The sequence below is a fragment of the Leifsonia aquatica genome (genome assembly GCF_014190775.1).
In the GTDB taxonomy this organism is placed as follows: domain Bacteria; phylum Actinomycetota; class Actinomycetes; order Actinomycetales; family Microbacteriaceae; genus Leifsonia; species Leifsonia aquatica.
The window spans coordinates 253,331-276,550 of sequence record NZ_JACHVP010000001.1; the positions used below are offsets into that span (position 1 = coordinate 253,331).

Here is a 23,220-nt window from a genome sequence, read left to right on the forward strand (position 1 = left end):
GGTCAGAGCTCCGCGAACGCGCGGACGGGGAACGTCCCGAATCCCTCGACGGCCGGGGGCGCGGCGGTGAAACGCGCGCCGCGGGCCGGGAGCTCGCCGAGGCGGGTGAGGTGCTCGACCACGTGCACCCCCTCGGCGAGGAGCAGGGAGTGGACCGGCCGTGCGCCGCCGCCCTCGGTGTCGTCGATGTTGAGCGAGTCGATCCCGACGAGCGCGGCGCCCTGCCCGGCGAGGTAAGCCGCTGCCTCCTCGGTGAGGTACGGCGCGCCGCTCGCGTAGGCGGGAGTGCCGAAGTGCGCATCCCAGCCGGTGTGCACCAGCACGGCCGCGCCGGCGACCTCGCGGTCGAAGAAGACCTCGGCCGGGACGCCGCGGCTGGTCGAATCGTCGACGTGCACGACCTCCGCTCGCAGACCGACGAGTGTGGAGAGGTCGAGCGATGCCAGATCGCCGCCGTCCGCGTAGCGGTGGTACGGGCTGTCGAGGTAGGTGCCCGTGTTCCCGATCATGGTGATCACATCCATGGCGAACTCCGTCCCGGGGGCATACCGCGCTCGGGAGTCCTCACGGGTGAGGTGCGGCGTGATGACCGGAGCGGGGAGCCCGGGATAGGTGACGAGCCCAGCGCGGATGGTGTGGCTGAGATCGACGACCCGGCGCGCGTTCGGCGCATCCGGCGCATCCGGCGCGGACGCCGTGTCGATGCCGCGGCTTCCGCGGTGCTGCTCCTCGACGATGCGCAGACCGGACAGCTGCACGCTGCTCACCAGCGCCAGGCCGAGGTGCTGGACGAACAGTCGAGCGACGTCGGCCTCCGCGACGTCTGCGCTGGGCAGGTCGAGCCGGAACCCCTCCGCGCTGAGGCCGCCCCCGTTCGCGAACGCGACGGTCGCATCGAAGTGCGCGCGGTAGTCGGCGGTGCTGCTCTCGGTCACGATGCTCCTAGCGGTCGGGGAACGCGTGCGGGAGACCCTCCAGCACGGGGGCGAGGCGGTCCAGGCGCTGCTGCTCGAGGGCGAGGCCCCGCGCGTCGCGCTGGCGGCGCAGCAGCGCCACCCCGACCAGGAAGGTCTCGGCGTCCACGTCCGGCAGCGGCGACACGAACGCGGACGCCTCGCGGGCGAGCTCGGTGCTCAAACCGTACCGTGCCGCCGGTGTGAGCTGCGGAGCCTGCCGCACGAACTGCGCGATCCGGCGCGACAGCCGGTCCGGGAGGCGGCCGACATCGGCCGTCGCTGCCCACCCGGAGAGAGCGGGCGAGAGATAGAGGTCGAGAGGACGCGGCGCGGGAACGCGCACGAGCTGGCTGTACGTCCCTGCGAGCAGATCGCCCAGCCGCTTGGACCGGGTGTTCAGCAGACCCACCAGGGCGGCGATCCCGCCGACGGTCATGAAGATCTCCAGCACGCCGGTCAGGGCGCGGATGAATGCGTGGCGGAAGCCGATCGCGCCGCCGTCGTCGCGCACGATGCGGGCGCCCACGGCCAGCTTGCCGAGCGACCGACCACGGGAGGCGAGCTCCACCGTGAGCGGTATCACGACCGTACCGAAGACGAGGATCAGGACGACCAGAGCGCGCACGAGCGCCTCGTCCAGGCCTCCACCCGTCGCGACGAGCAGAAGCACGCAGCCCAGCATGACGAGCATGTAGACGACCCAGTCGATGAACGTGCCCGCGGCACGCAGGATGTAGCTGGCCGGCTTGACGTCGAGGGTGACGGCCTCGCCGGTCACCAGTTCGCGCTCGACCGGCTCCGGGAACGCGTCCGCCGCTGCCGTCATGGCTATCATTCAAGCAGATGGATCTCGACGCATACACCGCAGCGCGCAGCGCCGACTGGGACCGGCTGGCCCAGCTGGCGAAGAAGGGGCGCCTCGACGGCCGCGACGCCGACGAGCTCATCGACCTGTACCAGTCGGGAGCCGCGGATCTCTCGGCGATCCAGACGAGCGCGGGGTCGACGGCGGTGGGCGATCGCCTCTCGCTCACCCTCTCCACCGCGCGGCTGCGCTTCACCGGCGCGGGTGCCAACCTGTTCTCCCAGATCCCGCGGTTCTTCGCACTCGAGCTGCCCGCCGCGCTCTACCGCATCCGCTGGATCGTCCTCGCCGTCGCCGCCGTCACCGTCGTGATCGGGACGCTCTACGCGCTGTGGATCACCGGCAACCCGGACGTGCTGCGCAACCTCGGCAGCGACGCGAACCTCCGGCAGTACGTCGACCACACCTTCATCGACTACTACTCGAACAACCCGGCGTCGTCGTTCGCGGGCCAGGTGTGGACCAACAACGCCTGGATCGCCGCCCAGTGCATCGCCTTCGGCATCACCGGGCTCTGGGTGCCCTACGTCATCGTCCAGAATGCGGTCGGCGTCGGGACGGCCGCGGGCGTCATGTTCGCGTACGGCCGCGGGGACGTCATGTTCTCCTACATCCTCCCGCACGGCCTCCTGGAGCTCACCAGCGTCTTCGTCGCCGCGGCGGCCGGTCTCCGCATCTTCTGGGCGTGGATCGCGCCCGGGGCGCGCACCCGTGCGCAAGCGCTCGCCGAGGACGGTCGCGCCCTGTTCACGGTGGCGGTGGGCTGTGCGATCAGCCTGTTCGTCTCGGGCCTGATCGAGGGATTCGTCACGCCGTCGGCACTGCCGGTGTGGGCGAAGATCGCGATCGGAGCGCTCGCGCTCGCCGCGTTCCTCTTCTACATGATCGTCGTCGGGCGCCGGGCCGTGCGGCTCGGTGAGACGGGCGACCTCGCGGACTTCGACGCCGGAGCGCGCCGCATCGTCGCGGGCTGACCCCCTCCGCTACAGCCGGCCGGCCGCCTTGAGCGCGAGGTACCGGTCGGAGAGCGCCGGCGGCAGGTCTTCGGGTGATCCGGTCACGACATCCCCACCGAGCCGCTGAACGGCGGCAGTGACCCGGCTGAGGTCGAGCAACGAACGTTCGGCGGCGGCGGCGCGGTAGACCTCCGTACGGTCGCCGCGCTGCCGCGTGGCCACCAGAGTGTCCGGGTCGGTGACGCTCGCCACGACGACCAGGTGCTTGCGCGTCAGCTGGGGGAGGATCGCCAGCAGACCGCGGGACCCGCCGGGCGCGTCGAGCGACGTCACGAGGACGACGAGCGAACGCTGGCTCGTCATCGCCGCGATCTGGCCGGGAACGGCGGACCAGTCCATCTCGATGAGCGCCGGATCGATGGTGGCCATCGCGTCGACCATCCGCGAGAGCAGCTCGGGGCCGTTCGCCCCGTGCACCCGACCGCGCACCCTGCGGTCGTAGGCGAGGAAGTCGACGCGATCGCCGGCACGCGTGGCGAGGGCGGCGAGCAGCAGGGAGGACTCGAACGCCGTGTCGATCCTCGGCTCGTCGGCGATGCGAGCGGCGGAGGTGCGGGCGCTGTCGACCACGACCACCACACGTCGGTCACGCTCCGGGCGCCAGGTGCGCACCATGACGCGCGCTCCGCTGCCCCCGGTCGGATCGTGGCGGCGGGCGGTGGCGCGCCAGTCGATGGAGCGCACGTCGTCACCGCGCACGTACTCGCGAAGGGAGTCGAACTCGGTTCCCTGCCCGCGCAGCAGCACGCTGGTCGTGCCGTCGAGCTCGCGGAGACGCACCAGGCGGGAGGGCAGGTGCTTGCGGGAGGAGAACGGCGGCAGGACCCGGATGCGCCCGGGAACGGCGAGCGTGGCCTGCCGCGCCCAGAGGTGCAGTGGTCCCCAGGCGCGCACCGTGACCTGGGCGACCCGGCGCTCGCCGCGCCGCCATGGCCGCAGTGCGACTGTGAGACGCCGGCGCTCACCCGCCGGGAGGTGGAGGGCCTGGCGCGGGGGTGTCGCGCCCGCCGAGGGCTCCCAGGCATCGCGCACTGTGCCACGAATGGTGCGGCGGCCCGTGTTGGTCACGAAGAGCTCCGAGACGGCCTCCGCGCCGAGGCGCACGCGGGCCGGGATCGAGCGTTCGAGGACGACCCGGCGCGGCGACGCGGCGAGGACGAGGTCGATGGCGCCCAGCAGGAGGCAGAGCACGACCCAGGCGCCGAGGGCGGCGTACGCGAGTGCGGCCTCCCCGCCCAGCAGGACGACGGGGACGACGCCGAGCGCGAGCAGGGCGACGAAGCGTCCGGATACGGTCATGGCGGGCCCTAGATCGGAACCTGGACCTGCTGGACGATCGACCGCAGGATCGCGTCGGCGCCCACACCCTCGAGTTCCGCCTCCGGCCGCAGCTGGATGCGGTGCCGCCAGACGGGCACGAGCATCGCCTGCACGTGGTCGGGCGTGATCGAATCGTAGCCCGACAGCCAGGCCCAGGCCTTGGCCGCCGCGAGGAGCGCGGTCGTCCCGCGCGGGCTCACGCCCAGGCGCACGGACGGACTCTGCCGTGTGGCGCGGGCGAGATCGACGATGTAGCCCAGCACGTCGGCGTTCGCGCCGACGGACGCCGCCGACTCGCGGGCGGCCTGCAGGTCGGCCGCGGTCAGAACCGGTGTGACGCCCGCGCCGGCGAGGTCGCGCGGGTTGAAGCCGGCCGCGTGACGTCGCAGCACCTCCACCTCGGTCTCGCGCTCCGGCACGTCGAGCGTGAGCTTGAGCAGGAAGCGGTCGAGCTGGGCCTCGGGCAGGGTGTACGTGCCCTCGTACTCGATCGGGTTCTGCGTCGCCGCGACGATGAACGGGTCGGGCAGGCGACGGCTCACGCCGTCGACGCTGACCTGGCGTTCCTCCATCGCCTCCAGCAGTGCGGACTGGGTCTTGGGAGGCGTGCGGTTGATCTCGTCCGCCAGCAGGATGTTCGTGAAGACCGGTCCCTCGCGGAACACGAACCCTCCGGTCTGCGCGTCGTAGACGAGCGATCCGGTCACGTCGCCGGGCATCAGGTCGGGGGTGAACTGCACCCGTTTGGTGTCGAGGCTGAGCGCCTGGCTGAGGGAGCGCACCAGAAGGGTCTTGGCGACACCCGGCACGCCCTCCAGCAGGACGTGACCGCGCGCGAGCAGGGCGATGATCAGCCCGGTGACGGCGCCGTCCTGGCCGACGACGGCCTTGCCGACCTCGGCCCGCACGCGTGCGAGCGTCTGGCGGAGGGCGGCGGCGTCCGCGGGTGCGGGATGAGCGTGGGCTCCGGTCGTGACGTCGGTCATGGCTCCATTCTTCCGGTCGGGCCCGCAGCGGCGGGGGAGACGGCGGTGGCGGTGGCTCGTTCGAGCTCCGCGAGGTGGTCGGAGAGGGCGACGAGGTCGCCGTCGGTGCGGGGGATGTCGTCGACGAGCAGTCCTCGCACCCGGTGGCGGTCCTGACCGACGAGGGCGGAGACGGCGTCGGCGACCTCTGTCGTGGTCGCCGTCCGGGGGAGGCCGGCGAGAGCGGCGAGCCGGCCCAGAGCGCCGATGCGGAGCGCGTCGGCCGCGCGCAGTCGCGCGGACGACCGCTGGTAGAGGCGCGCACGCCCCTCGCGCGTCTCGCCCGCGCGCACGACGACGGGGAGATTCTCCACGACGAGCGGACCGAACCTTCGACCGCGCCAGATCGCTGCAGCGACGAAGACCAGGACGAGCAGGAGCAGGACGGGCGTCACCCACCCCGGCGTGAGCGCGGCGATGTCGGGCGGCCCCGTCACGGGCCGGTCGTCGAGACCCGGCAGATACCAGATGAGCGTGCGGTGCTGGCCGAGGAGGGAGAGTCCGAGCGCTGCGTTGCCCTCCCGGTCCACCCCGTCGTTCATCAGCAGGGGTGCGGACCCGACGAGGTAGACGGTCGCGCCGGTGAAGGTCGTGCGGACGAGGGAAGCCGCGCCGGACGCGTCGGCGAAGCAGGCGGCGCCGTCGTCCTGGACCCGGAAGGTCCCGGGCACGGTGGATCCGGCCGTGTTGTCGGTCGCGCGAGGGTCGATCCGCTCGGCCCGCTGCGCGGCGGCCACCCCGCATCCGGCGTCGACCGGGCCGGTCGGCTCTCCGCTCGCACGCGCGCCGGGCGCGACCTCGCCGAGTGTGCGGAACGAGGGCTCGACGATGACGATGGTGTTCGCGAACTGGGCCAGCTCACGGTAAGCGGCGGGCTCGAGGTTGCCGTCGTTGTCGAAGACGAGCACGGTCGCCTCCCCGCCGCCGGCCGTGGCTGTGCGCACCTGCTCCAGCGACGTGGCGCTCTGCACGTCGACGCCTTTGGCGCGGAGCACCTGAGCAAGCGCTTTGCCTCCGGTCGGCGCGGCGCTGCCGGGATCGAGCGGGGCGCCGGAGTGCGTCTGGCCGCCGGTCAGGAGGACACCCGCGAGCGCCACCAGCACGGCGATCGCGCCGAGCACGATCCACGGCACCGCGCGCCGGCCGCTCTGCCGGAGCGTGGGGGAGACCGGAGTGGCGTCGACAGGCGCGGTCGAGGCGGCCGTCGGACGATCGGGAGTTCGGGTCGTCGTCATGACACCGCCACGGGGAGCGCAGGGCGGGCCTGCTGCAACCGCTGATCGAGGGCGACCAGCTGCTGATAGGCGGAGGCGGTGCCCGGTCGGTCGAGGTACCGCACGGCGTCGAACGCCCGCGCCGCCTCGGTGAGCGGGTCGCGTTCGGCGGGAAGGACTGCGGCGGCGGCCGCCGCGAAATGAGTCGCGGTCGTCCCCGGCGTCACACCCACGAGTGTGCGCTCGTCCAGGCCGACGGCGATCGCCCGGAACTGCTCTTCGATGGCCGTCACCCAGTCGCCGGAGGATGCGGCCTCCTGGGCGGAACGCCTCAACTCCTGGGCGGAGCGCACGTCGTCGGCTCCGAAGAGCGGCCGCCGGTCGAGGGTCGAGCGCCGGTTGACGCGCGGGCGGCCGAAGATCACGAATGCGGCGACGATCAGCGCCGCGATCACCAGGACGACCACCAGGAGCAGGACGGGCCCGGCGTCCCCGGTGGGGCCCTGGAGGAGGGAGTTGATCCAGTCGGATACCGCCTTGGAGGCGAGGTCGAACCAGGTCGGTTTCGCGGCCTGGTACTCGGGCTTGGCCAGTTCCTCCCGGATCCACTCCTGCGCCTGCGGGGAGGACGGGTCGACGGGGATGTCGAAGCGCACGGGCCTCAGCTGCCCGGCCAGGGCGGTGGCGCCGTCGGGGCCGTCGGCGCGGGCACGACGTAGGGGTCGGGGAGCTCCTGACCGGTCTGGCGCGCCTCGACGAAGCGCACGAGCTGCAGGTCGAGCCCCTCTTTGCGCATCCGCAGGTCGATGTAGAGGAGGGAGACCGCGGCGGTCTCCACGACACTGCCGATCGCTCCGACGACCGCGCTGACGACGCTGGACAGCGCGTTGACCCCGAGCTGGCCGACGAAGATCTGCGTGAACGACGACGGATCGTCCGTGCTGAGCGATGTCGGAGCGAAGATTCCCCCGATCATGCCGCCGATGAGTCCGAACGGCGTCGCGACGATCTGGGTGACCGCGTAGACGATCACGCCGATGAGGGCGATCAGGCCGAAGGACTTCCAGAAGTAGCCGTTGGTGAGGCGCCACGACCGGGCGACGGCCTCGCCGATCCGGAGTCGTTCGAGCACGATGGCGCTCGGTACCAGGGCGATCTTGGTGTTGATCCAGATCGCCAGGGCGACCATCCCGAAGCCGCCGAGGATGCCGACGGCGACGGCTCCGACGACGCCGGCCGGTCCGCCGAGCGCGGCAAGCGCCACCACGACGGCGACCACGAGCGCGATCGCCACGAACCATGCGAACGAGACGAGGAACGTCCAGCCGATCAACGCACCGATGCGGCCGCGCACGAGCTGCCAGAGCGAGCGGAACGTCAGCTTCTCGCCGAGCGTCTCCCGCGCCACCTCTCCGACGACGACGCCTTGGAGGAGGGCGCCGGAGATCGCGGACACGACGATGGAGAGCAGCCCCAGGACGACGCTGCCGCCGATGGCGCCGGCGAGCAGGGTGTTCCGGTCGGACGCGTCGGAGTTGATCACGCGTTCGAGGAGGAAGTACATGGCGCCGGCGAGGACCACGGTGACCAGGATCGTCGGGATGCCCTGGAGGAGCAGTGCCGAACCGACGGTGATCTTGGGGTTGCGGCGCAGCGCCTGGAACGGAGCACCGATCAGGGTACCGAACGACATGGGACGCAGCGGGACCAGCCCCGGCTTGGGCGGCGGCGCCCAGCCCGGCTGCTGACCGTACGGGCCGCCGGTCTGCTGCCACGCGGGCTGCTGCTGCCAGGCGGGGGGCTGCTGCTGCCACGACGGCGGCTGCTGCCCGTACACCGGCGGCTGCTGCCCGTACACCGGAGGCTGCTGCCCGTATCCCGGCGCGTACTCGCCGTACCGCGGCTGCTCCTGCGCTCCTTGCGCGCTCGGAGGCGTGCCACCGTCCGGCGCCGTTCCCCCGGCTGCTTGCGGTGTCTGACCGTTCTGTTCGTCGCTCACGCCGTGCCCTCTCATCCCCGCCCGTCGTGCGTTGCTCCCATGCTGGCACATCCGCTGCTTCCGCACTGTCCCGTCCACAGGGGGCGAGCGGACTCCCGATCTCTCCACAGCGCTTGTGCGGATGCCTTCCACGGCTCGACCAGGCGACTCGACTACAGTTGTGCCGTTGCATCCGCGGCCGCCGGCCGCCCGAGAGGGGTTCAGGGGAACTTCGCACATGACTAGTCGCATCCTGGTGGTCGACGACGACACCGCCCTCGCCGAGATGATCGGCATCGTGCTGCGCACGGAGGGGTTCGATCCGGTGTTCTGCGAGGACGGCGCACAAGCCGTGGAGACCTTCCACACCGCGAAGCCCGACCTCGTGCTCCTCGACCTCATGCTGCCCGGCCTCGACGGCATCGAGGTGTGCAGCCGGATCCGCGCCGAGTCCGGGACGCCGATCATCATGCTGACGGCGAAGTCCGACACCGCGGACGTGGTCAAGGGCCTCGAGTCGGGCGCCGACGACTACATGGTGAAGCCGTTCAACCCGAAGGAGCTGGTGGCGCGCATCCGCACTCGCCTGCGCCCGGCCGCCTCGAACCCGCCTACCGAGCAGCTCCGCATCGGCGACCTCGTCGTCGACGTCGCCGGTCACGAGGTGCGCCGCGGCGAGCAGCGCATCGCCCTCACTCCGCTCGAGTTCGACCTCCTCCTCGCCCTGGCCTCCAAGCCGCAACAGGTCTTCACCCGGGAGATGCTGCTCGAGCAGGTCTGGGGTTACCACTACAAGGCCGACACCCGGCTCGTGAACGTGCACGTGCAGCGGTTGCGGGCCAAGGTCGAGAAGGACCCGGACAACCCGAAGATCGTCATGACCGTGCGCGGCGTCGGCTACCGCGCCGGCGCGGCGACGTAGCGCGGAGACGGTCGCGATGCGGTTCCGATGGCCGGACAAGGAGTGGTGGCGGCAGGCGCCGTCGCGCCTCTCCCGGCAGTGGCGCCGGTCGCTCCAGCTGCGCACCGTCACGATCACCCTCGCGCTCACCGGCGTCGCCATCCTGGTGACCGGGATCTACATGGCGTTGAGCATCTCCAACGACCTCTACCAGTCGCGGCTCGATCAGGCCCTTCGCGACTCCAGCCGCGCGACGACGGCCGCTCAGACGACCATGAACGCGTCCGATGTGTCGTCGGCGGATGGCGGGCGCAACCTCCTGAACTCGGCGCTGCAGTCGGTGCAGACCTCGACCTCCAGCCGCCTCGTCGCGGCCTATCGGGTGCCTGGCCAGGACACCAGCGTCCTCGCTCCGCCCGACCGAGGGAGCCCGGCGCTGAACTCGGTCATATCGGACGCCCTCCGCGCCAAGGTGCAGAGCGGCGGGACCAAGCAGTTCTACCAGTCCGTCGCACTGCCCGGAGTCTCCGGCTCCACCGACCCCGGCATCGTCGTCGGCACGCAGCTCACCCTCCCGTCGTACGGACGGTACGAGCTCTACATCGGCTACAACCTGCGCGACTCGGAGAACACGCTGCTGTTCGTGCAGAACACCCTCCTGATCGCCGGGCTCGCCCTGATCGTCCTGATCGGCGCGATCACCTGGGTGATCGTGCGCTTCGTGGTGGAGCCGATCCGCGTCGCCGCCCGCACGAGCGAACGGCTCGCTGCAGGTGATCTCGCGGTGCGCATCCCGGAGCGGGGCGAGGACGTGTTCGCAACGCTGGCGCGCTCCTTCAACGGGATGGCGGACAGCCTGCAGAGCCAGATCAACCAGCTGGCGACCCTGTCGCAGCTCCAGCAGCGTTTCGTCTCGGACGTCTCGCACGAGCTGAGGACGCCCCTGACCACCATCCGCCTCGCGGGAGATGTGATCTACGACCAGCGCGCGACGTTCCCGCCGGCGACCGAGCGCACCGCCGAACTGCTGCACACGCAGGTCGAGCGCTTCGACCGCCTGCTCTCGGACCTGCTGGAGATCAGCCGGTACGACGCCGGATCCGTCGTGCTCGACCCCGAGCCCACCAACCTCGTCCGGCTCTCCGAGGACGTCATCGATGAGCTGCGGTCCATCTCCGAGCAGAACGGATCTCCTCTCACCCTCGACGCCCCGGGCGGCTACTTCGACGTCGGGATGGATCCGCGCCGCATCCGCCGGGTCGTGCGCAACCTCGTCGGGAACGCGATCGAGCACGGCGAGGGACGCCCGATCGTCGTCACGGTCGACAGCAACGAGACCGCGGTGGCCCTCACCGTCCGCGACTACGGCATCGGGATGAGCCACCAGGACGTCAATCACGTGTTCGACCGTTTCTGGCGAGCCGACCCCTCCCGCAAGCGGACGCTCGGCGGCACCGGGTTGGGACTGGCCATCTCACTGGAGGACGCGACCCTCCACTCCGGTTGGCTGCAGGTCTGGTCGATGCCGGGCCAAGGATCCTGCTTCCGGTTGACCCTGCCCCGTGTGCCTGGTCGCGAGATCGTCGCCTCCCCGCTGCCGCTGCCGCCGGCAGACGCGGGGGAGCTGCCCGACGGCCTCCCGGCCGGGGACGCCACCCTCCCCGTGACCGAGAGCGAGGCTCGCGCATGAACCGCGGGCCGATCCGCGCGCTCGCCGCGGCCCTCGTGGTCGCCGTCGCAGTGGTGCTCTCCGCCTGCGCGAGCATCCCCGATGCCGGTCCGGTGCGCCCGGGTGGGACGGTCGCGCAGGTGGACGACCCGCTCGACCTCGACTTCAACCCCTCGAAGCCGGAGAAGGGAGCCTCGCAGCAGCGCATCGTGCAGGGCTTCATCGACGCCGCCTCCAGCCCGAAGAACAACTTCCAGATCGCCCGCGAGTACCTCACCACCGCCATGGCGGCGAGCTGGAACCCGGACGAATCCGTGACCGTCGACGACGGCCGCAACCGCACTTACGACCACGACGGCGACCAGTGGAGCGTCGACGTCGACCCGGTCGCGAGCGTCGACTCGGTCGGCACCTACCACCCGGCGACGACCAAGGCGCCTATCGGCCTGCGCTACGAGCTGGTCAAGCAGGACGGGGAGTGGCGCATCGCCGTCGCGCCCAACGGCGTCGTCATCGACGATCCGACCTTCCGTGCGGTCTACACGCAGCAGACCCTGTACTTCTACAGCCCTGACTTCTCGTACCTGGTCCCCGACGCCCGGTGGTTCCCCGCTCGGGTGGCGACCTCTGCCACCCGCGTCGCGAGCGCCGTCCTCTCCGGTCCGGCCAAGTGGCTTTCCGGCGCGGTGAGCAGCGCCTTCCCCGAAGGAACCCAGCTCGCGGTGCCGTCGGTGACGACTGCTGGCGGGGTGGCCCAGGTCGATCTCAGCTCCGAGGCCGGGCGCGCCGACACCGTGCAGCTCCAGCGCATGCAGCTGCAACTGGAGCAGAGCCTGGGCAGCCTGGCCCAGTCCGTGCAGCTCTCCATCGAAGGCAACGTGGAGCAGATCTCACCGCTCAGCTCCGGGGCCGCGCCTCAGCAGGACCCGTCGGTCGACTCGCACCCGATCGTGTACCGCGGAGATTCGTTCGGGTTGCTGACCGGGTCGAGCGTCGCGTCGCTGAGCGGGCTCGGCGAGCGTGTCGTGGCGTTGCAGCCCACCGCGGTGGCACTGGATGCTGCGCGCGACCAGGCCGCTGTGCTCTCCGCGGGCGGCGTCTACCTCGTCCGGCGCTCCGGCGACACGGTGCGGGTGGATGCCAGGCCGGGCCTGATCCCCCCGACCATCGACAACAGCGGGTGGGTCCTGTCCGTCCCGGCGGACGCGCCGGCCGCGCTGCAGGCGACGGGGACGAACGGGGAGGCCCACGCCGTCGCGACGGACTGGCCGACGGCCGTCGATATCCGGTCGCTCGCCGTCTCGCGCGACGGCACCCGGATCGTCGCGTTGCTGCAGACGTCGACGGGATATTCGCTCGTCGCGTCCGGAATCGTGCGCGGCTCAGGGGGCGTGCCCACGTCGTTGACCCAGCCGGTCGAACTCGCGGTGGCCTCCGGGACTCCGCTCTCGGTCGCCTGGACGGGCGAGCTCAGCGTCGCGCTGCTCACCTCGACGACCGGAGACGCGACGAGCATCGTCGAGCAGACGATCGGGGGCGAGCAGACCGTCACCACCGGCCCGGGCGGCGGACGGACGATCGTCGGGGCGAACGGCCTCGCCCGCTATCTGGTGCTCACCGCCGACGGGAGCCTCCAGGCACCGACCGGGACGGGATGGCAGGCGCAGACCGACAAGGTGGGGGCGGTCGCGGTCCAGCTCGGACAGCCCTAGCTCTCCACAGGGTGCCGCGACGGTCGCGTCCTCCACAGATTCGAGAGATCGCCGTCTGGGGACGGCCGCCGTCGCGAAGCTGGACGCATGACTTCGATCTCCGTGCTCCGTGAATCCGTCCGCGACGCCGCCGCCGTCCTGCTCCCTGTCCGATGCTCCGGATGCGGCGAGGCCGACCGGAGCCTCTGCTCCGCCTGCCGGCGCGAGCTGGCGCCACGGGTCTCCGCGGCGACGGCGGGCGGCGTCCCTCTCTGGTCGGCGCTCGAGTACTCGGGCGTGGCGCGCCGGGTGCTTCTCGCCTTCAAGGAATCGGGCCGCGTCGACGCCGCACCGGCGCTCGGGCGCGCACTCCGCGCGGCCATCGTCGAGGCGCAGCGCGCCAGCGTGGTCCCCGCCGGCCGCCGGGCGCACGCCCTCCTGCCCGTGCTGATCCCGTCCACCGCGGCCGCGCGTCGGAAGCGGGGGTTCCACCCGTCAGGGATGATGCTCGCTCACGCGTGCATCCTCGTCCCTCCGCTGTGGCGCGCGCTGCGCCTCACCCGGCAGACGGACGACCAGGCGGGGCTCTCGTCGGCGGGCCGTGCGGCGAACCGCGATGGCAGCCTGGCGGCGTCGGGCCGCCTCCGCGGTCGGCGCTGCTTGATCGTCGACGACATCGTCACCTCCGGGGCGACGGTGGCCGAGGCCGCGCGCGCGATCGAGGCAGTCGGCGGGGTCGTGGTGGGTGCGGCAGCGGTCGCACGGACGCCGCGCCGCGCTCCGGAGGAGCTCTCGGCGAGGTTACGGCGGGCTCCCAGCGAATAACATGCGTTTTCCGGTTCCTTTACCCAGAGGGGAGCACTACGGTGGTCGAAAAGGCGCGAGGGTCGCCCACCGTGATCAGGACGGCTCCGCGTCGGATCAGGGAGGTCTCCATGGACATCAACATCATCGGACGCAACCTGGGAATCACTGATCGCTTCCGTGAATACGCGACCGAGAAGTCGGACAAGGTCGCGCATCTGGCAGAGCGGGCCATCTCCTTCGAGATCAAGGTCAGCCGCCACAACGAGAAGCTCGGTGGCCAGAACGGGAACGACCGGGTTGAGCTGACGCTCGTCGGACCGGGGGCGGTGGTGCGGTCGGAGGCGACGGGCACCGACAAATACGCGGCGTTCGACCTCGCGCTGGGAAAGCTCCTCGAACGCGTGCGCAGAGCCAAGGACCGCCGCAAGGTGCATCGCGGGCAGCATCGCCCGACCTCGTTGCGGGAAGCGAGCACGGACGGCTTCAGCGCCGTGGGGCTCGCCGCGGCGCCGGTGGCGGTGCTCGACCAGGTCAGGACCGGAAGCGTGCCGGTGGTGCAGGACGAGGAGACGAACGACGAGGCCGCCGAAGAGGAGTACTCGCCCGTCGTGATCCGCAAGAAGGTCTTCGCGTCGCTTCCGATGACCGTCGACGACGCGCTCTACTACATGGAGCTCGTCGGACATGACTTCTACCTGTTCGTCGACCAGGAGACCGAGCGGCCGAGCGTCGTCTACCGGCGCAAGGGTTGGGACTACGGCGTGATCGCGCTGGACGACGACGCCGATGAGCTGCAGGAGGTGGCGACCGCCAGCCGCAAGCTCGGCTGACGGCAGTGCGCCGATGGCGTCCGCCCGGGCGGCGGCCGCCATCGGCGCTCTCATCCCCCGGATTCACCCTCCATTCGGCTGGCTTTCAGCTCCCGCTGGAGGAACCGGGCGGCTGATCCCGTACGATGTCTCTAACGTCGGCGGTGCCAGCCGTTCGGCGTGCGTCCGACAGGGACGCGGGCACGATCGGCCCGACCGAACACAAGTGGAGTGCATCAGTGGCCTCAGTTCTGGAAAAGGTTCTCCGTCTCGGCGAGGGGCGCACCCTCCGTCGGCTCGAGGCGTACGCGAAAGCGGTCAACGCCCTCGAGGACGACTTCTCGGCGCTCACCGACGAAGAGCTCATGCATGAGACGGTGGAGCTCCGCGAGCGATACAGCAACGGCGAGTCGCTCGACGACCTCCTGCCGGAGGCGTTCGCCGCCGTCCGCGAGGCCGCGAAGCGCACGCTCGGCATGCGGCACTTCGACGTGCAGCTCATGGGCGGCGCCGCCCTCCACCTCGGCAACATCGCCGAGATGAAGACCGGTGAGGGCAAGACCCTCGTCGCGACCACGGCCGCATACCTCAACGCGATCGCCAGCCGCGGCGTCCACGTCATCACGGTCAACGACTACCTTGCGAGCTACCAGTCCGAGCTGATGGGCCGCGTGTTCCGCGCCCTCGGCATGACGACCGGCGTGATCCTGTCCGGGCAGACCCCCGAGGAGCGCCGCGAGCAGTACGCGGCCGACATCACCTACGGCACGAACAACGAATTCGGCTTCGACTACCTGCGCGACAACATGGCATGGCAGGCGCAGGACATGGTCCAGCGCGGGCACTACTTCGCCATCGTCGACGAGGTGGACTCGATCCTCATCGACGAGGCCCGGACGCCGCTCATCATCTCCGGACCGTCGTCCGGCGAGGCGAACCGCTGGTTCGTCGAGTTCGCGAACCTCGCCAAGCGCCTCACGGTCGGCGAGGACTTCGAGGTCGACGAGAAGAAGCGCACCATCGGAGTGCTCGAGCCCGGCATCGAGAAGGTCGAGGACTACCTCGGCATCGACAACCTCTACGAGTCGGCCAACACCCCGCTCATCTCGTTCCTCAACAACGCCATCAAGGCCAACGCGCTGTTCAAGCGCGACAAGGACTACGTGGTCATGAACGGCGAGGTGCTCATCGTCGACGAGCACACCGGCCGCATCCTGGTCGGCCGTCGCTACAACGAGGGCATCCACCAGGCGATCGAGGCCAAGGAGGGTGTGGAGGTCAAGGCCGAGAACCAGACCCTTGCCACGGTCACCCTGCAGAACTACTTCCGTCTCTACAAGAAGCTCTCCGGGATGACCGGTACAGCCGAGACCGAGGCCGCCGAGTTCATGAGCACGTACAAGCTCGGCGTCGTCCCGATCCCCACGAACAAGCCGATGCAGCGCATCGACCAGCCCGACCTCGTCTACAAGAACGAGCAGTCCAAGTTCGAGCAGGTCGTCGAGGACATCGCGAAGCGGCACGAGAAGGGCCAGCCCGTTCTGGTGGGCACGACGAGTGTCGAGAAGAGCGAGTACCTCTCGCGGGCCCTCGCCAAGAAGGGCGTGCGCCACGAGGTCCTGAACGCGAAGAACCACGCGCGCGAGGCCGCGATCGTCGCCCAGGCCGGGCGTCTCGGAGCCGTCACCGTCGCGACCAACATGGCCGGCCGCGGTACGGACATCATGCTCGGCGGCAACGCGGAGTTCATCGCCGTCGCCGAGATGAACTCCCGCGGGCTGTCCCCGGTCGAGACGCCGGACGAATACGAAGAGCAGTGGGACCAGGTCTTCTCGGACGTGAAGGAGAAGGTCCAGGAGGAGGCCGACAAGGTCATCGAGGCGGGCGGCCTCTACGTGCTCGGCACCGAGCGCCACGAGTCCCGCCGCATCGACAACCAGCTGCGCGGTCGATCCGGCCGTCAGGGCGACCCGGGCGAGAGCCGTTTCTACCTCTCGCTCACCGACGACCTGATGCGCCTGTTCAACGCCGGCGCCGCCGAGAGCCTGATGGGCCGGTCCAGCGTGCCGGACGACATGGCGATCGAGTCGAAGGTCGTGAGCCGCGCGATCCGCAGCGCTCAGTCCCAGGTCGAGGCGCGCAACGCCGAGATCCGCAAGAACGTCCTCAAGTACGACGATGTCCTCAACCGTCAGCGCGAGGCCATCTACGGCGACCGTCGGCAGATCCTCGAGGGCGACGACCTGCACGAGCGCGTGCAGAAGTTCCTCACCGACGTGATCGACGACATCCTCGACCAGCACACGGGCGAGGGCAGCGGAGACGACTGGGACTTCGACGCACTGTGGGCCGAGCTGAAGACGCTCTATCCGATCGGCGTGAGCATCGACGAGGTCATCGCCGAAGCCGGCAACAAGGGCCGGATCAACCGCGAGTTCATGCGGCGCGAGATCCTTTCGGACGCCCGCATCGCCTACCAGCGCCGCGAGGAGTCGCTCGGGGAGCCCGCCATGCGCGAGCTCGAGCGTCGTGTCGTGCTGTCGGTCATCGACCGTCGCTGGCGCGAGCACCTCTACGAGATGGACTACCTCAAGGACGGCATCGGGCTGCGCGCCATGGCGCAGCGCGACCCGCTGGTCGAGTACCAGCGCGAGGGCTACGCGATGTTCCAGCAGATGATGGGCGCCATCCGCGAGGAGACGGTCGGCTTCCTCTTCAACCTGGAGGTCGAGGTCAACCAGGCTCCCGGCGAGGTCGAGTCCCCGTCTGTCGCAGCCAAGGGCCTGGCCCGCGGCGAGGGGGAGCAGGCGCTGAGCTACTCCGCCCCTGGCGAGGGCGGTGGCGTCGAGGTCCGCAACCAGCGTGGTCAGATCGAGAAGGCAGCCACCGCGCGGGCCCAGCGCGCGCAGCAGCAGGCGGCTCCGCAGGCTGCGGCTCCGCAGCAGGCGGCGACGCAGCGTGGAGCGTTCGGACAGGCCGTCCCTGCCGACGCCGACGAGGCGCCCGCCAATCGCGCCGAGCGTCGCGCACAGTCCAAGAAGCGCTGACCCCGGCGGGTCCTCGCATCACCGTATGGCGGCCCTTCGGGGCCGCCATACGGCGTTTCCGGGTCAGAGCACGCTGATCGCGGTCGCGCGCCAGCGCGCGCGATGACGTTCCAGTCGAAGCGCGATAGCCCGCGACCGCGAGACCTGGTGCACCATCACGACCGCCTCGACGACACCCTCCGCCGGATGCGTCAGCCGCGGCGTGCCGATCGAGAACCGCGGACGCATCGCCTCCTGGGCGGAGACCGCACGGGAGCGCGCCGCGATCACAGTGCGGCGCAGCAGGTGGACGAAGACCGAGTCGGTGACCCATCGGCCGATCTGATCGAGGGCGCGCGCGCCCGCCAGGATCTCGACGACGCACAGGGCCAGGTTCGCGCACAACAGAGTCGGGTCCTGATCGAGTCGCGCCTGATCCAGTCGCATCTGCGCCTGGTCGGCGTCCCTATCGGCGGCATCCGATGTCGCTGCGGGCGAGGGCTCGGCGGGCGGTCGCGGCGTGACGGCAGCGGTGTCCGCACCGTTCGTCCGCGCGCGAGGGCTGTGATTGACGGGATGCGCCGCGAACGACCGGCGCGCCGCGTCCGGGAGGGCATCGTGCAGATCGCCCCTCCGGCCCTGCCACGCGGGGGTGGTCGTGTCCGTCGCGGTCGTCCGTCCGCGTGGGGCGAGTCGTTCGATCGTCGTCGCTCTCGTCGACATGGGTCTCCTTGTGCTGTGCTGGGTGTGGTGCGGCGTCTGCCATCGTCGGCGAGGCGGGGTTCGGCGGAGACCTGCCGTGCCCGGAGCGTGGCGCCGTACCGCCGCCGATGCGCGCTGGAATGCTCGTGCTCACGATTCCCCCTGATCTCTGACACGGCCCCCCGGCCGCGGTTCGCACGACCTCACTCAAGCAGTGGCGGGCGGGGGAGTCCAGGGTGCCAACGCGCGTGTGGATAACCGGCGTCCGGCTTCGGAGGTCCGCCTACACTAGGGGGGTGTCGACGCTCAGTGATCTCATCCATGCCCAAGGCCGCTCGTCCGAGGCCGATGTGGAATGGCTCCACGGGCTCGTCGGCGACTGGCAGCTGCTCGCGGATCTGGCGTTCGCCGACATCGTCCTCTGGGTGCCGACGACCGACGACGACTTCGTCGCGGTGGCCCACGCGCGGCCCTCGAGCGCCGCGACGCTCTTCTACCGCGACTTCGTCGGGCAGCGCATCAAGCCCGAGTGGAAGCAGCAGGTGACCGATGCCTTCCGGACGAAGGAGATCATCGACACCTCCGCGCCCGACTGGTACGAGGAGACCCCCACGCGCGTACGCGCCGTCCCCGTCATCCGCCGGCTCACGGTCCACTCGCCCAACACGGCCGACGAGCCGATCGCCGTCGTCACCCGGCACACGAACCTCAGCGAGGCGCGCACTCCGAGCCGTCAGGAGCTGACGTTCAACGAGTGCGCCAACGACCTGTTCAGCATGATCGCCACCGGGGACTTCCCGGACCTCGGAGCTCCAGCGGCACCACGGCGCGGGGCGCCGCGTGCGGCGGACGGTCTCATCCGGCTCGACGTCGACGGTACGACGACGTTCGCGAGCCCCAACGCGCTGAGCGCGTTCAACCGCATGGGCTTCACCGGTGAGCTGGAGGGCCAGTCGCTGGCCACGGTCACAACGGGCCTGGTCGCGGGTACCCTCACCGTCGACGAATCGTTGCCGCTCGTCGTCACCGGCCGCGCGCCGTGGCGAACCGACATCGAGGCCCGCGGCGTCACCGTGTCGCTCCGCGCCATTCCGATCCGCAACCGTGGGGAGCGCGTCGGCGCCATCGTGCTCTGCCGCGACGTCTCCGAGCAGCGCCATCAGGAGCGCGAGCTGATCACCAAGGATGCGACCATCCGCGAGATCCACCACCGGGTGAAGAACAACCTGCAGACCGTCGCGTCTCTGCTGCGCATCCAGGCCCGCCGGACCCACTCGGAGGAAGCCCGTGAGGCCCTCAGCCAGGCGATGCGTCGTGTCGCGGCGATCGCCGTCGTCCACGACACGCTCTCGACTGGGCTCGCTCAGATCGTGGACTTCGACGACGTGTTCGACCGAGTCCTGCTCCTCGTGGCGGAGGTCGCCGCCAGCCACACGACGACGGTCCACCCGAAGAAGACGGGTTCGTTCGGCACCCTTCCGAGCGAGTACGCGACGCCGCTCGCGCTCGCGCTGACCGAGCTGGTCACGAACGCCGTCGAGCACGGCCTCGCCGGCCGCGAGGGGCAGGTCGAGATCATCGCGAACCGGTCGGCGGAGTCGCTGACGGTCAAGGTGGTCGACAACGGCTCGGGGCTGCCGGAGGGCAAGGTCGGGTCGGGGCTGGGGACGCAGATCGTCCGCACGCTCATCCAGGGCGAGCTGGGCGGCGCGATCGACTGGCACACCCTGATGGGTCAGGGGACCGAGGTCACCATCGAGGTCCCGCTGCGCTACCTCACCACGATCTGACCCGGCGGGTCCCCTCGGACGAGAAAAGCCGAGGGGCGCTCCGCGGAGTCGTTGCTGTTCGGGGTGCTAGGTGTCCGTCCAGCTGGATGCGGAGCGCCGCCTCGGCGGTGCTGTGGTGCGAGGTGGTGACGTTTCGGTGGAGCGTGCCGCTAGGAGGCGCGGCGGGCCCGGGCGGCACGGCGCTTGAGTGCGCGGCGCTCGTCCTCGGAGAGACCACCCCAGACGCCCGAGTCCTGGCCGGTCTCGAGTGCGTACTGCAGGCAGATCTCGGTGACGGTGCAGCGCGCGCAGACCGCCTTCGCCTTGTCGATCTGGTCGACGGCGGGACCCGTGTTTCCGACGGGGAAGAAAAGCTCGGGGTCCGCGGTCAGGCAGGCGGCTTTGTCGCGCCAATCCATGAAGATATGCTCCTTGTTTGCTGAATGTTTCCTGGCCTCAGTGGCCTAAGATGCAGATAAACAGTCGGGTTACAGGGTTCTTCAGATCCGTTGGGAAAAAGACCTGCCCACCACCCTGTGAGCACTAACTCGACCTCCAATATGCTCCCATAGCGCTTAACTCGAATCAATAGTTTTGTATGGGATAACGCTGAGAACACAAGACGGAAATGGTGGGGTGGTATAGTGCCCGGTTCGACCACGCGTCCGCCAGCGCTCCTGGCGCTCGCGGTGATCCTGTTCCTGGAGGCCGCCCTGGTCACCGGACTCGCCGTCTGGCTCCTGATCGATCTGCTCACGCTGACGCCGGAGTACCTGACGACGGCGATCGCGATCTTCATCCTGACGGCGCTGGCAGCGATCTGGGTCATCGTGACGGCGGTGGGCATCTTGCGCAAGCGGGCGTGGGCGCGGGCCTCGACGGTGACCATCCAGATCCTGCAGATCGCCGTCGCCGTCGGCTGCTTCCAGGGTCTCGTCGCGCGCCCCGACCTCGGCTGGGCACTGCTCATCCCCGCGATCGTCGCGGGCGTTCTCGCGCTGACGCCATCGGTCGTCCGCGCCACGGTGCGCAACACTGAGCAACACGAATGAGCATTCGGCGGGAACAAGACGCAGACTGAGTGCGTTATGCCCGACATCGTGACTGATCTCTCCGCCCCGCAGCAGACCCCCGCACCCTCCACCGCCTCGCCGGCCTCCGTCGACGCCGCCCGTGCCGGCTACGACGCCTGGCGCCAGGCGCGGCTCTCCTCGGTCGTCGGTCCCACAGGGAACCTCGCGCTCATCGAGACGCGCTGGCTCGCCCCGGGCGACGCCACCACCGCGGACGAGGCGCTCGTCGGTCAGCCCGAGACGGTGACGGCCACCGAGCTCAGCCGGCGCAACCTCGAGACAGGCGAGCCCGAGCGCGGAATCCGCCTCTGGGATGCGGCGTCGCCCGCGATCCGCGCCTTCGAGACCATCGACGCCTTCCCCTTCGACCCGTCGTGGGTCGTGGAGGCGGAGTTCCACCCGGTCGCGGCCGATCGCACCGTGCCGTTCGAGCACCTGCGCGACAACGGCTTGACCCGCGAGCTCGTCGTCCCCGGCGACATCACCTTCAGCCGCGACGGCGTGGACTACACCTTGAGCGCCTTCGATGACGACGGCACGCTCCTGTTGGTGTTCGCCGACGCCACCAACGGCGCCGAGGGGGAGAGCGGGACGTACGCGTCCGGCCGGTTCCTGTTCGTGCAGCGCGACGGAGACCGCGTCGTCTTGGACTTCAACCGCGCATTCGTGCCTCCCTGCGGCTTCTCGGACCAGTACAACTGTCCGCTGCCGCCGCGGAACAACCGCTTCTCCGTGCCCGTCCCCGCGGGCGAGAAGCGCGTCGTGCTCCGCTCGGGCGGCGCGCACTGAGCGCATCCGGCACCATCCACCCCCACCACCCTCCCCACAGCACAGGAGAACTCCGTTGAGAAAGACCCCCCTGCTCGCGACGCTCGCGATCGGCCTCGCCACGGCGCTGGCCCTCGCCGGGTGCTCGGGCGCCTCGTCCTCCTCGTCGGCGTCCGGTACGGACGCGACGATCGCCGTCGGCTCGCAGAACGAGCCGGTGCACCTCGACAACACGGCCGGTAGCGGCAGCGGTGTGACCGAGGCGTTCAACGGCAACGTCTACGAGGGGCTGTTCAAGCTCACCGACGACGGCAAGGTCGAGCCCCTCCTCGCCACCAAGTACACGACCAGCGAAGACGGCCTCACCTACACCTTCACCCTCCGTGAGGGCGTGAAGTTCCACGGCGGCTCCGAGTTCACCAGCGCGGACGTCAAGCGCAGCATCGAGCGCGTGACCGCCGACGACTCCCAGTCGGCGCGCAAGTCGCAGCTCGCGGTGATCTCGGGAATCGAGACCCCTGACGCGCACACGGTCGTCATCACTCTGAAGAGCCGGTCGATCTCGCTGCCGTACAACCTCAGCTACGTCTGGATCTACGGTCCGGGCGTCAAGGACTACAAGACGGCGGAGGACGGCACCGGACCGTACACGCTCGGCACATGGAAGCGCGGCAGCTCGCTCAGCATCGAGCGCTGGAGCGGCTACTGGGGCCAGAAGGCGAAGAACAAGGAGGTCGTCTTCGACTACTTCACCGACGCCTCCGCGCTCTCGAACGCGCTCCTGACCAACCAGGTCGACATCGTCACCAACATCCAGAGCCCGGACTCCCTGGCGCAGATCAAGGACAACAAGGACTACACGATCAACGACGGCAAGTCGACGGTCAAGGAGCTCCTGGCGTTCAACGACCGCGTCGCGCCGTTCGACAAGGCCGAGGTCCGCAAGGCGGTCTACTCCGCGATCGACACCAAGAAGCTGCTGAACTCCATCTGGGGCGACTACGGCACGCTCATCGGCTCGATGGTCCCGCCGAGCGACCCCTGGTACGAGGACCTCACCAAGGTGAACCCGTACGACGTCTCGCTCGCCAAGAAGGAGCTGGCCGAGGCCGGCTACCCGGACGGCTTCACCTTCACGCTCGACACCCCGAGCTACGACCCGCACCCCGCGGTCGCCGAGTTCGTGAAGAGCGAGCTCGCCAAGGTCGGCATCACGGTGAACATCAACACCATCTCCGCCGACGAGTGGTACTCGAAGGTGTTCAAGGAGAAGAACTTCGAGGCGACCCTCCAGGAGCACGTGAACGATCGCGATGTGGTCTGGTACGGCAACCCGGACTTCTACTGGGGCTACAACAACCCGCAGGTCACCCAGTGGGTGAACGAGGCCGAGCAGTCGTCCACGACCGCTGAGCAGACCGCGAAGCTCAAGCTGGTCAACGAGCAGATCGCGAAGGATGCGGCGAGCGTGTGGCTCTACCTCACCCCGCAGATCGTCGTCGCGTCGAGCGACCTCTCCGGCTACACGGTCAACGGGCTGAACTCGACGTTCTACACGTACGACATCGTCAAGAAGTAGCGCCCCGCGCGAGTTATCCACCGATCGCCCGGGGAGTCCGTGACGGACTCCC

At 70.0% G+C, this 23,220-nt stretch carries 20 protein-coding genes; 11 read left to right on the top strand and 9 right to left on the bottom strand.

Annotated features, from left to right (window positions below; translation table 11 throughout):
* Positions 1-2: 2 nt before the first annotated feature.
* A complete protein-coding gene (locus FHX33_RS01115; RefSeq protein WP_021763959.1) occupies positions 3-935 on the bottom strand; it encodes a cyclase family protein in 933 nt (310 codons plus the stop codon).
* Positions 936-942: 7 nt separating this feature from the next.
* Positions 943-1,782 (bottom strand): RDD family protein, encoded by an 840-nt coding sequence (locus FHX33_RS01120; protein WP_039922944.1) that lies wholly within the window; start codon positions 1,780-1,782, stop codon positions 943-945.
* A 17-nt stretch (positions 1,783-1,799) separates the two neighbouring features.
* On the opposite strand from FHX33_RS01120, the gene FHX33_RS01125 reads away from it, so the two are divergent.
* Positions 1,800-2,795 (top strand): stage II sporulation protein M, encoded by a 996-nt coding sequence (locus FHX33_RS01125; protein ID WP_021763961.1) that lies wholly within the window; start codon positions 1,800-1,802, stop codon positions 2,793-2,795.
* Positions 2,796-2,804: 9 nt separating this feature from the next.
* Here the strand turns inward: FHX33_RS01125 and FHX33_RS01130 are convergent, their stop codons facing one another.
* Genes FHX33_RS01130 through FHX33_RS01150 form a run of 5 tightly spaced genes read right to left on the bottom strand, consistent with a single transcriptional unit; the run spans position 2,805 to position 8,395 of the window.
* Entirely contained in the window at positions 2,805-4,136 is a 1,332-nt protein-coding gene (locus tag FHX33_RS01130; RefSeq protein ID WP_183428068.1) for a DUF58 domain-containing protein, read from the bottom strand.
* Positions 4,137-4,144: 8 nt separating this feature from the next.
* A complete protein-coding gene (locus FHX33_RS01135) occupies positions 4,145-5,143 on the bottom strand; it encodes an AAA family ATPase (RefSeq protein ID WP_021764875.1) in 999 nt (332 codons plus the stop codon).
* A complete protein-coding gene (locus tag FHX33_RS01140) occupies positions 5,140-6,417 on the bottom strand; it encodes a DUF4350 domain-containing protein (protein ID WP_183428069.1) in 1,278 nt (425 codons plus the stop codon). Before FHX33_RS01140 ends, FHX33_RS01135 begins: the two co-directional genes overlap by 4 nt.
* A complete protein-coding gene (locus tag FHX33_RS01145) occupies positions 6,414-7,052 on the bottom strand; it encodes a DUF4129 domain-containing protein (RefSeq protein WP_021764597.1) in 639 nt (212 codons plus the stop codon). Before FHX33_RS01145 ends, FHX33_RS01140 begins: the two co-directional genes overlap by 4 nt.
* Positions 7,053-7,057: 5 nt before the next feature.
* Positions 7,058-8,395: a DUF7847 domain-containing protein gene (locus FHX33_RS01150; RefSeq protein ID WP_155829087.1), complete on the bottom strand. Its 1,338-nt coding sequence runs from the start codon at positions 8,393-8,395 to the stop codon at positions 7,058-7,060.
* 217 nt (positions 8,396-8,612) lie between these two features.
* Between FHX33_RS01150 and mtrA the strand changes: the two genes are divergently transcribed.
* From mtrA to secA, 6 genes are all read left to right on the top strand, one after another.
* Positions 8,613-9,296: an MtrAB system response regulator MtrA gene (gene mtrA / locus FHX33_RS01155; protein ID WP_021764599.1), complete on the top strand. Its 684-nt coding sequence runs from the start codon at positions 8,613-8,615 to the stop codon at positions 9,294-9,296.
* A 16-nt stretch (positions 9,297-9,312) separates the two neighbouring features.
* Complete coding sequence (gene mtrB / locus FHX33_RS01160; RefSeq protein WP_021764600.1) at positions 9,313-10,965, top strand: MtrAB system histidine kinase MtrB; 1,653 nt, start codon at positions 9,313-9,315, stop codon at positions 10,963-10,965.
* Complete coding sequence (locus tag FHX33_RS01165; RefSeq protein WP_021764601.1) at positions 10,962-12,656, top strand: LpqB family beta-propeller domain-containing protein; 1,695 nt, start codon at positions 10,962-10,964, stop codon at positions 12,654-12,656. Before mtrB ends, FHX33_RS01165 begins: the two co-directional genes overlap by 4 nt.
* A gap of 87 nt (positions 12,657-12,743) precedes the next feature.
* A complete protein-coding gene (locus tag FHX33_RS01170; protein WP_183428070.1) occupies positions 12,744-13,460 on the top strand; it encodes a ComF family protein in 717 nt (238 codons plus the stop codon).
* A gap of 110 nt (positions 13,461-13,570) precedes the next feature.
* Positions 13,571-14,272 (top strand): ribosome hibernation-promoting factor, HPF/YfiA family, encoded by a 702-nt coding sequence (hpf, locus tag FHX33_RS01175; RefSeq protein ID WP_021764486.1) that lies wholly within the window; start codon positions 13,571-13,573, stop codon positions 14,270-14,272.
* 218 nt (positions 14,273-14,490) lie between these two features.
* Positions 14,491-17,298, top strand: coding sequence for a preprotein translocase subunit SecA (secA, locus tag FHX33_RS01180; protein WP_021764487.1), 2,808 nt, complete (start codon positions 14,491-14,493; stop codon positions 17,296-17,298).
* A 63-nt stretch (positions 17,299-17,361) separates the two neighbouring features.
* Here the strand turns inward: secA and FHX33_RS01185 are convergent, their stop codons facing one another.
* Positions 17,362-18,000, bottom strand: a complete 639-nt coding sequence (locus FHX33_RS01185) for an Rv3235 family protein (RefSeq protein ID WP_051337034.1) — start codon at positions 17,998-18,000, stop codon at positions 17,362-17,364.
* A gap of 275 nt (positions 18,001-18,275) precedes the next feature.
* Between FHX33_RS01185 and FHX33_RS01190 the strand changes: the two genes are divergently transcribed.
* Positions 18,276-19,769 (top strand): sensor histidine kinase, encoded by a 1,494-nt coding sequence (locus FHX33_RS01190; protein ID WP_039923344.1) that lies wholly within the window; start codon positions 18,276-18,278, stop codon positions 19,767-19,769.
* Between the two features lie 149 nt (positions 19,770-19,918).
* Here the strand turns inward: FHX33_RS01190 and FHX33_RS01195 are convergent, their stop codons facing one another.
* Positions 19,919-20,167: a WhiB family transcriptional regulator gene (locus FHX33_RS01195; protein WP_018190103.1), complete on the bottom strand. Its 249-nt coding sequence runs from the start codon at positions 20,165-20,167 to the stop codon at positions 19,919-19,921.
* A 225-nt stretch (positions 20,168-20,392) separates the two neighbouring features.
* On the opposite strand from FHX33_RS01195, the gene FHX33_RS01200 reads away from it, so the two are divergent.
* From FHX33_RS01200 to FHX33_RS01210, 3 genes are read left to right on the top strand one after another with little or no spacing between them, the layout of a single operon-like run.
* On the top strand, positions 20,393-20,800 hold the full coding sequence (locus FHX33_RS01200; protein ID WP_248616284.1) for a hypothetical protein: 408 nt from the start codon (positions 20,393-20,395) through the stop codon (positions 20,798-20,800).
* Between the two features lie 36 nt (positions 20,801-20,836).
* Positions 20,837-21,610, top strand: coding sequence for a DUF1684 domain-containing protein (locus FHX33_RS01205; protein ID WP_021764491.1), 774 nt, complete (start codon positions 20,837-20,839; stop codon positions 21,608-21,610).
* A gap of 55 nt (positions 21,611-21,665) precedes the next feature.
* Positions 21,666-23,168, top strand: a complete 1,503-nt coding sequence (locus FHX33_RS01210; protein ID WP_021764492.1) for an ABC transporter substrate-binding protein — start codon at positions 21,666-21,668, stop codon at positions 23,166-23,168.
* The last annotated feature ends 52 nt before the right edge of the window (positions 23,169-23,220 follow it).

Excerpts from the sequence above, each read along its gene's own strand:
- FHX33_RS01170 (WP_183428070.1), top strand. The coding sequence starts at position 12,744 with ATGACTTCGATCTCCGTGCTCCGTGAATCCGTCCGCGACGCCGCCGCC.
- hpf (WP_021764486.1), top strand. The coding sequence starts at position 13,571 with ATGGACATCAACATCATCGGACGCAACCTGGGAATCACTGATCGCTTC.
- FHX33_RS01205 (WP_021764491.1), top strand. The coding sequence starts at position 20,837 with ATGCCCGACATCGTGACTGATCTCTCCGCCCCGCAGCAGACCCCCGCA.
- FHX33_RS01140 (WP_183428069.1), bottom strand. The coding sequence starts at position 6,417 with ATGACGACGACCCGAACTCCCGATCGTCCGACGGCCGCCTCGACCGCG.
- FHX33_RS01195 (WP_018190103.1), bottom strand. The coding sequence starts at position 20,167 with ATGGATTGGCGCGACAAAGCCGCCTGCCTGACCGCGGACCCCGAGCTT.
- FHX33_RS01135 (WP_021764875.1), bottom strand. The coding sequence starts at position 5,143 with ATGACCGACGTCACGACCGGAGCCCACGCTCATCCCGCACCCGCGGAC.
- FHX33_RS01125 (WP_021763961.1), top strand. The coding sequence starts at position 1,800 with ATGGATCTCGACGCATACACCGCAGCGCGCAGCGCCGACTGGGACCGG.
- FHX33_RS01130 (WP_183428068.1), bottom strand. The coding sequence starts at position 4,136 with ATGACCGTATCCGGACGCTTCGTCGCCCTGCTCGCGCTCGGCGTCGTC.
- mtrA (WP_021764599.1), top strand. The coding sequence starts at position 8,613 with ATGACTAGTCGCATCCTGGTGGTCGACGACGACACCGCCCTCGCCGAG.
- FHX33_RS01185 (WP_051337034.1), bottom strand. The coding sequence starts at position 18,000 with ATGTCGACGAGAGCGACGACGATCGAACGACTCGCCCCACGCGGACGG.
- FHX33_RS01120 (WP_039922944.1), bottom strand. The coding sequence starts at position 1,782 with ATGACGGCAGCGGCGGACGCGTTCCCGGAGCCGGTCGAGCGCGAACTG.
- FHX33_RS01165 (WP_021764601.1), top strand. The coding sequence starts at position 10,962 with ATGAACCGCGGGCCGATCCGCGCGCTCGCCGCGGCCCTCGTGGTCGCC.
- mtrB (WP_021764600.1), top strand. The coding sequence starts at position 9,313 with ATGCGGTTCCGATGGCCGGACAAGGAGTGGTGGCGGCAGGCGCCGTCG.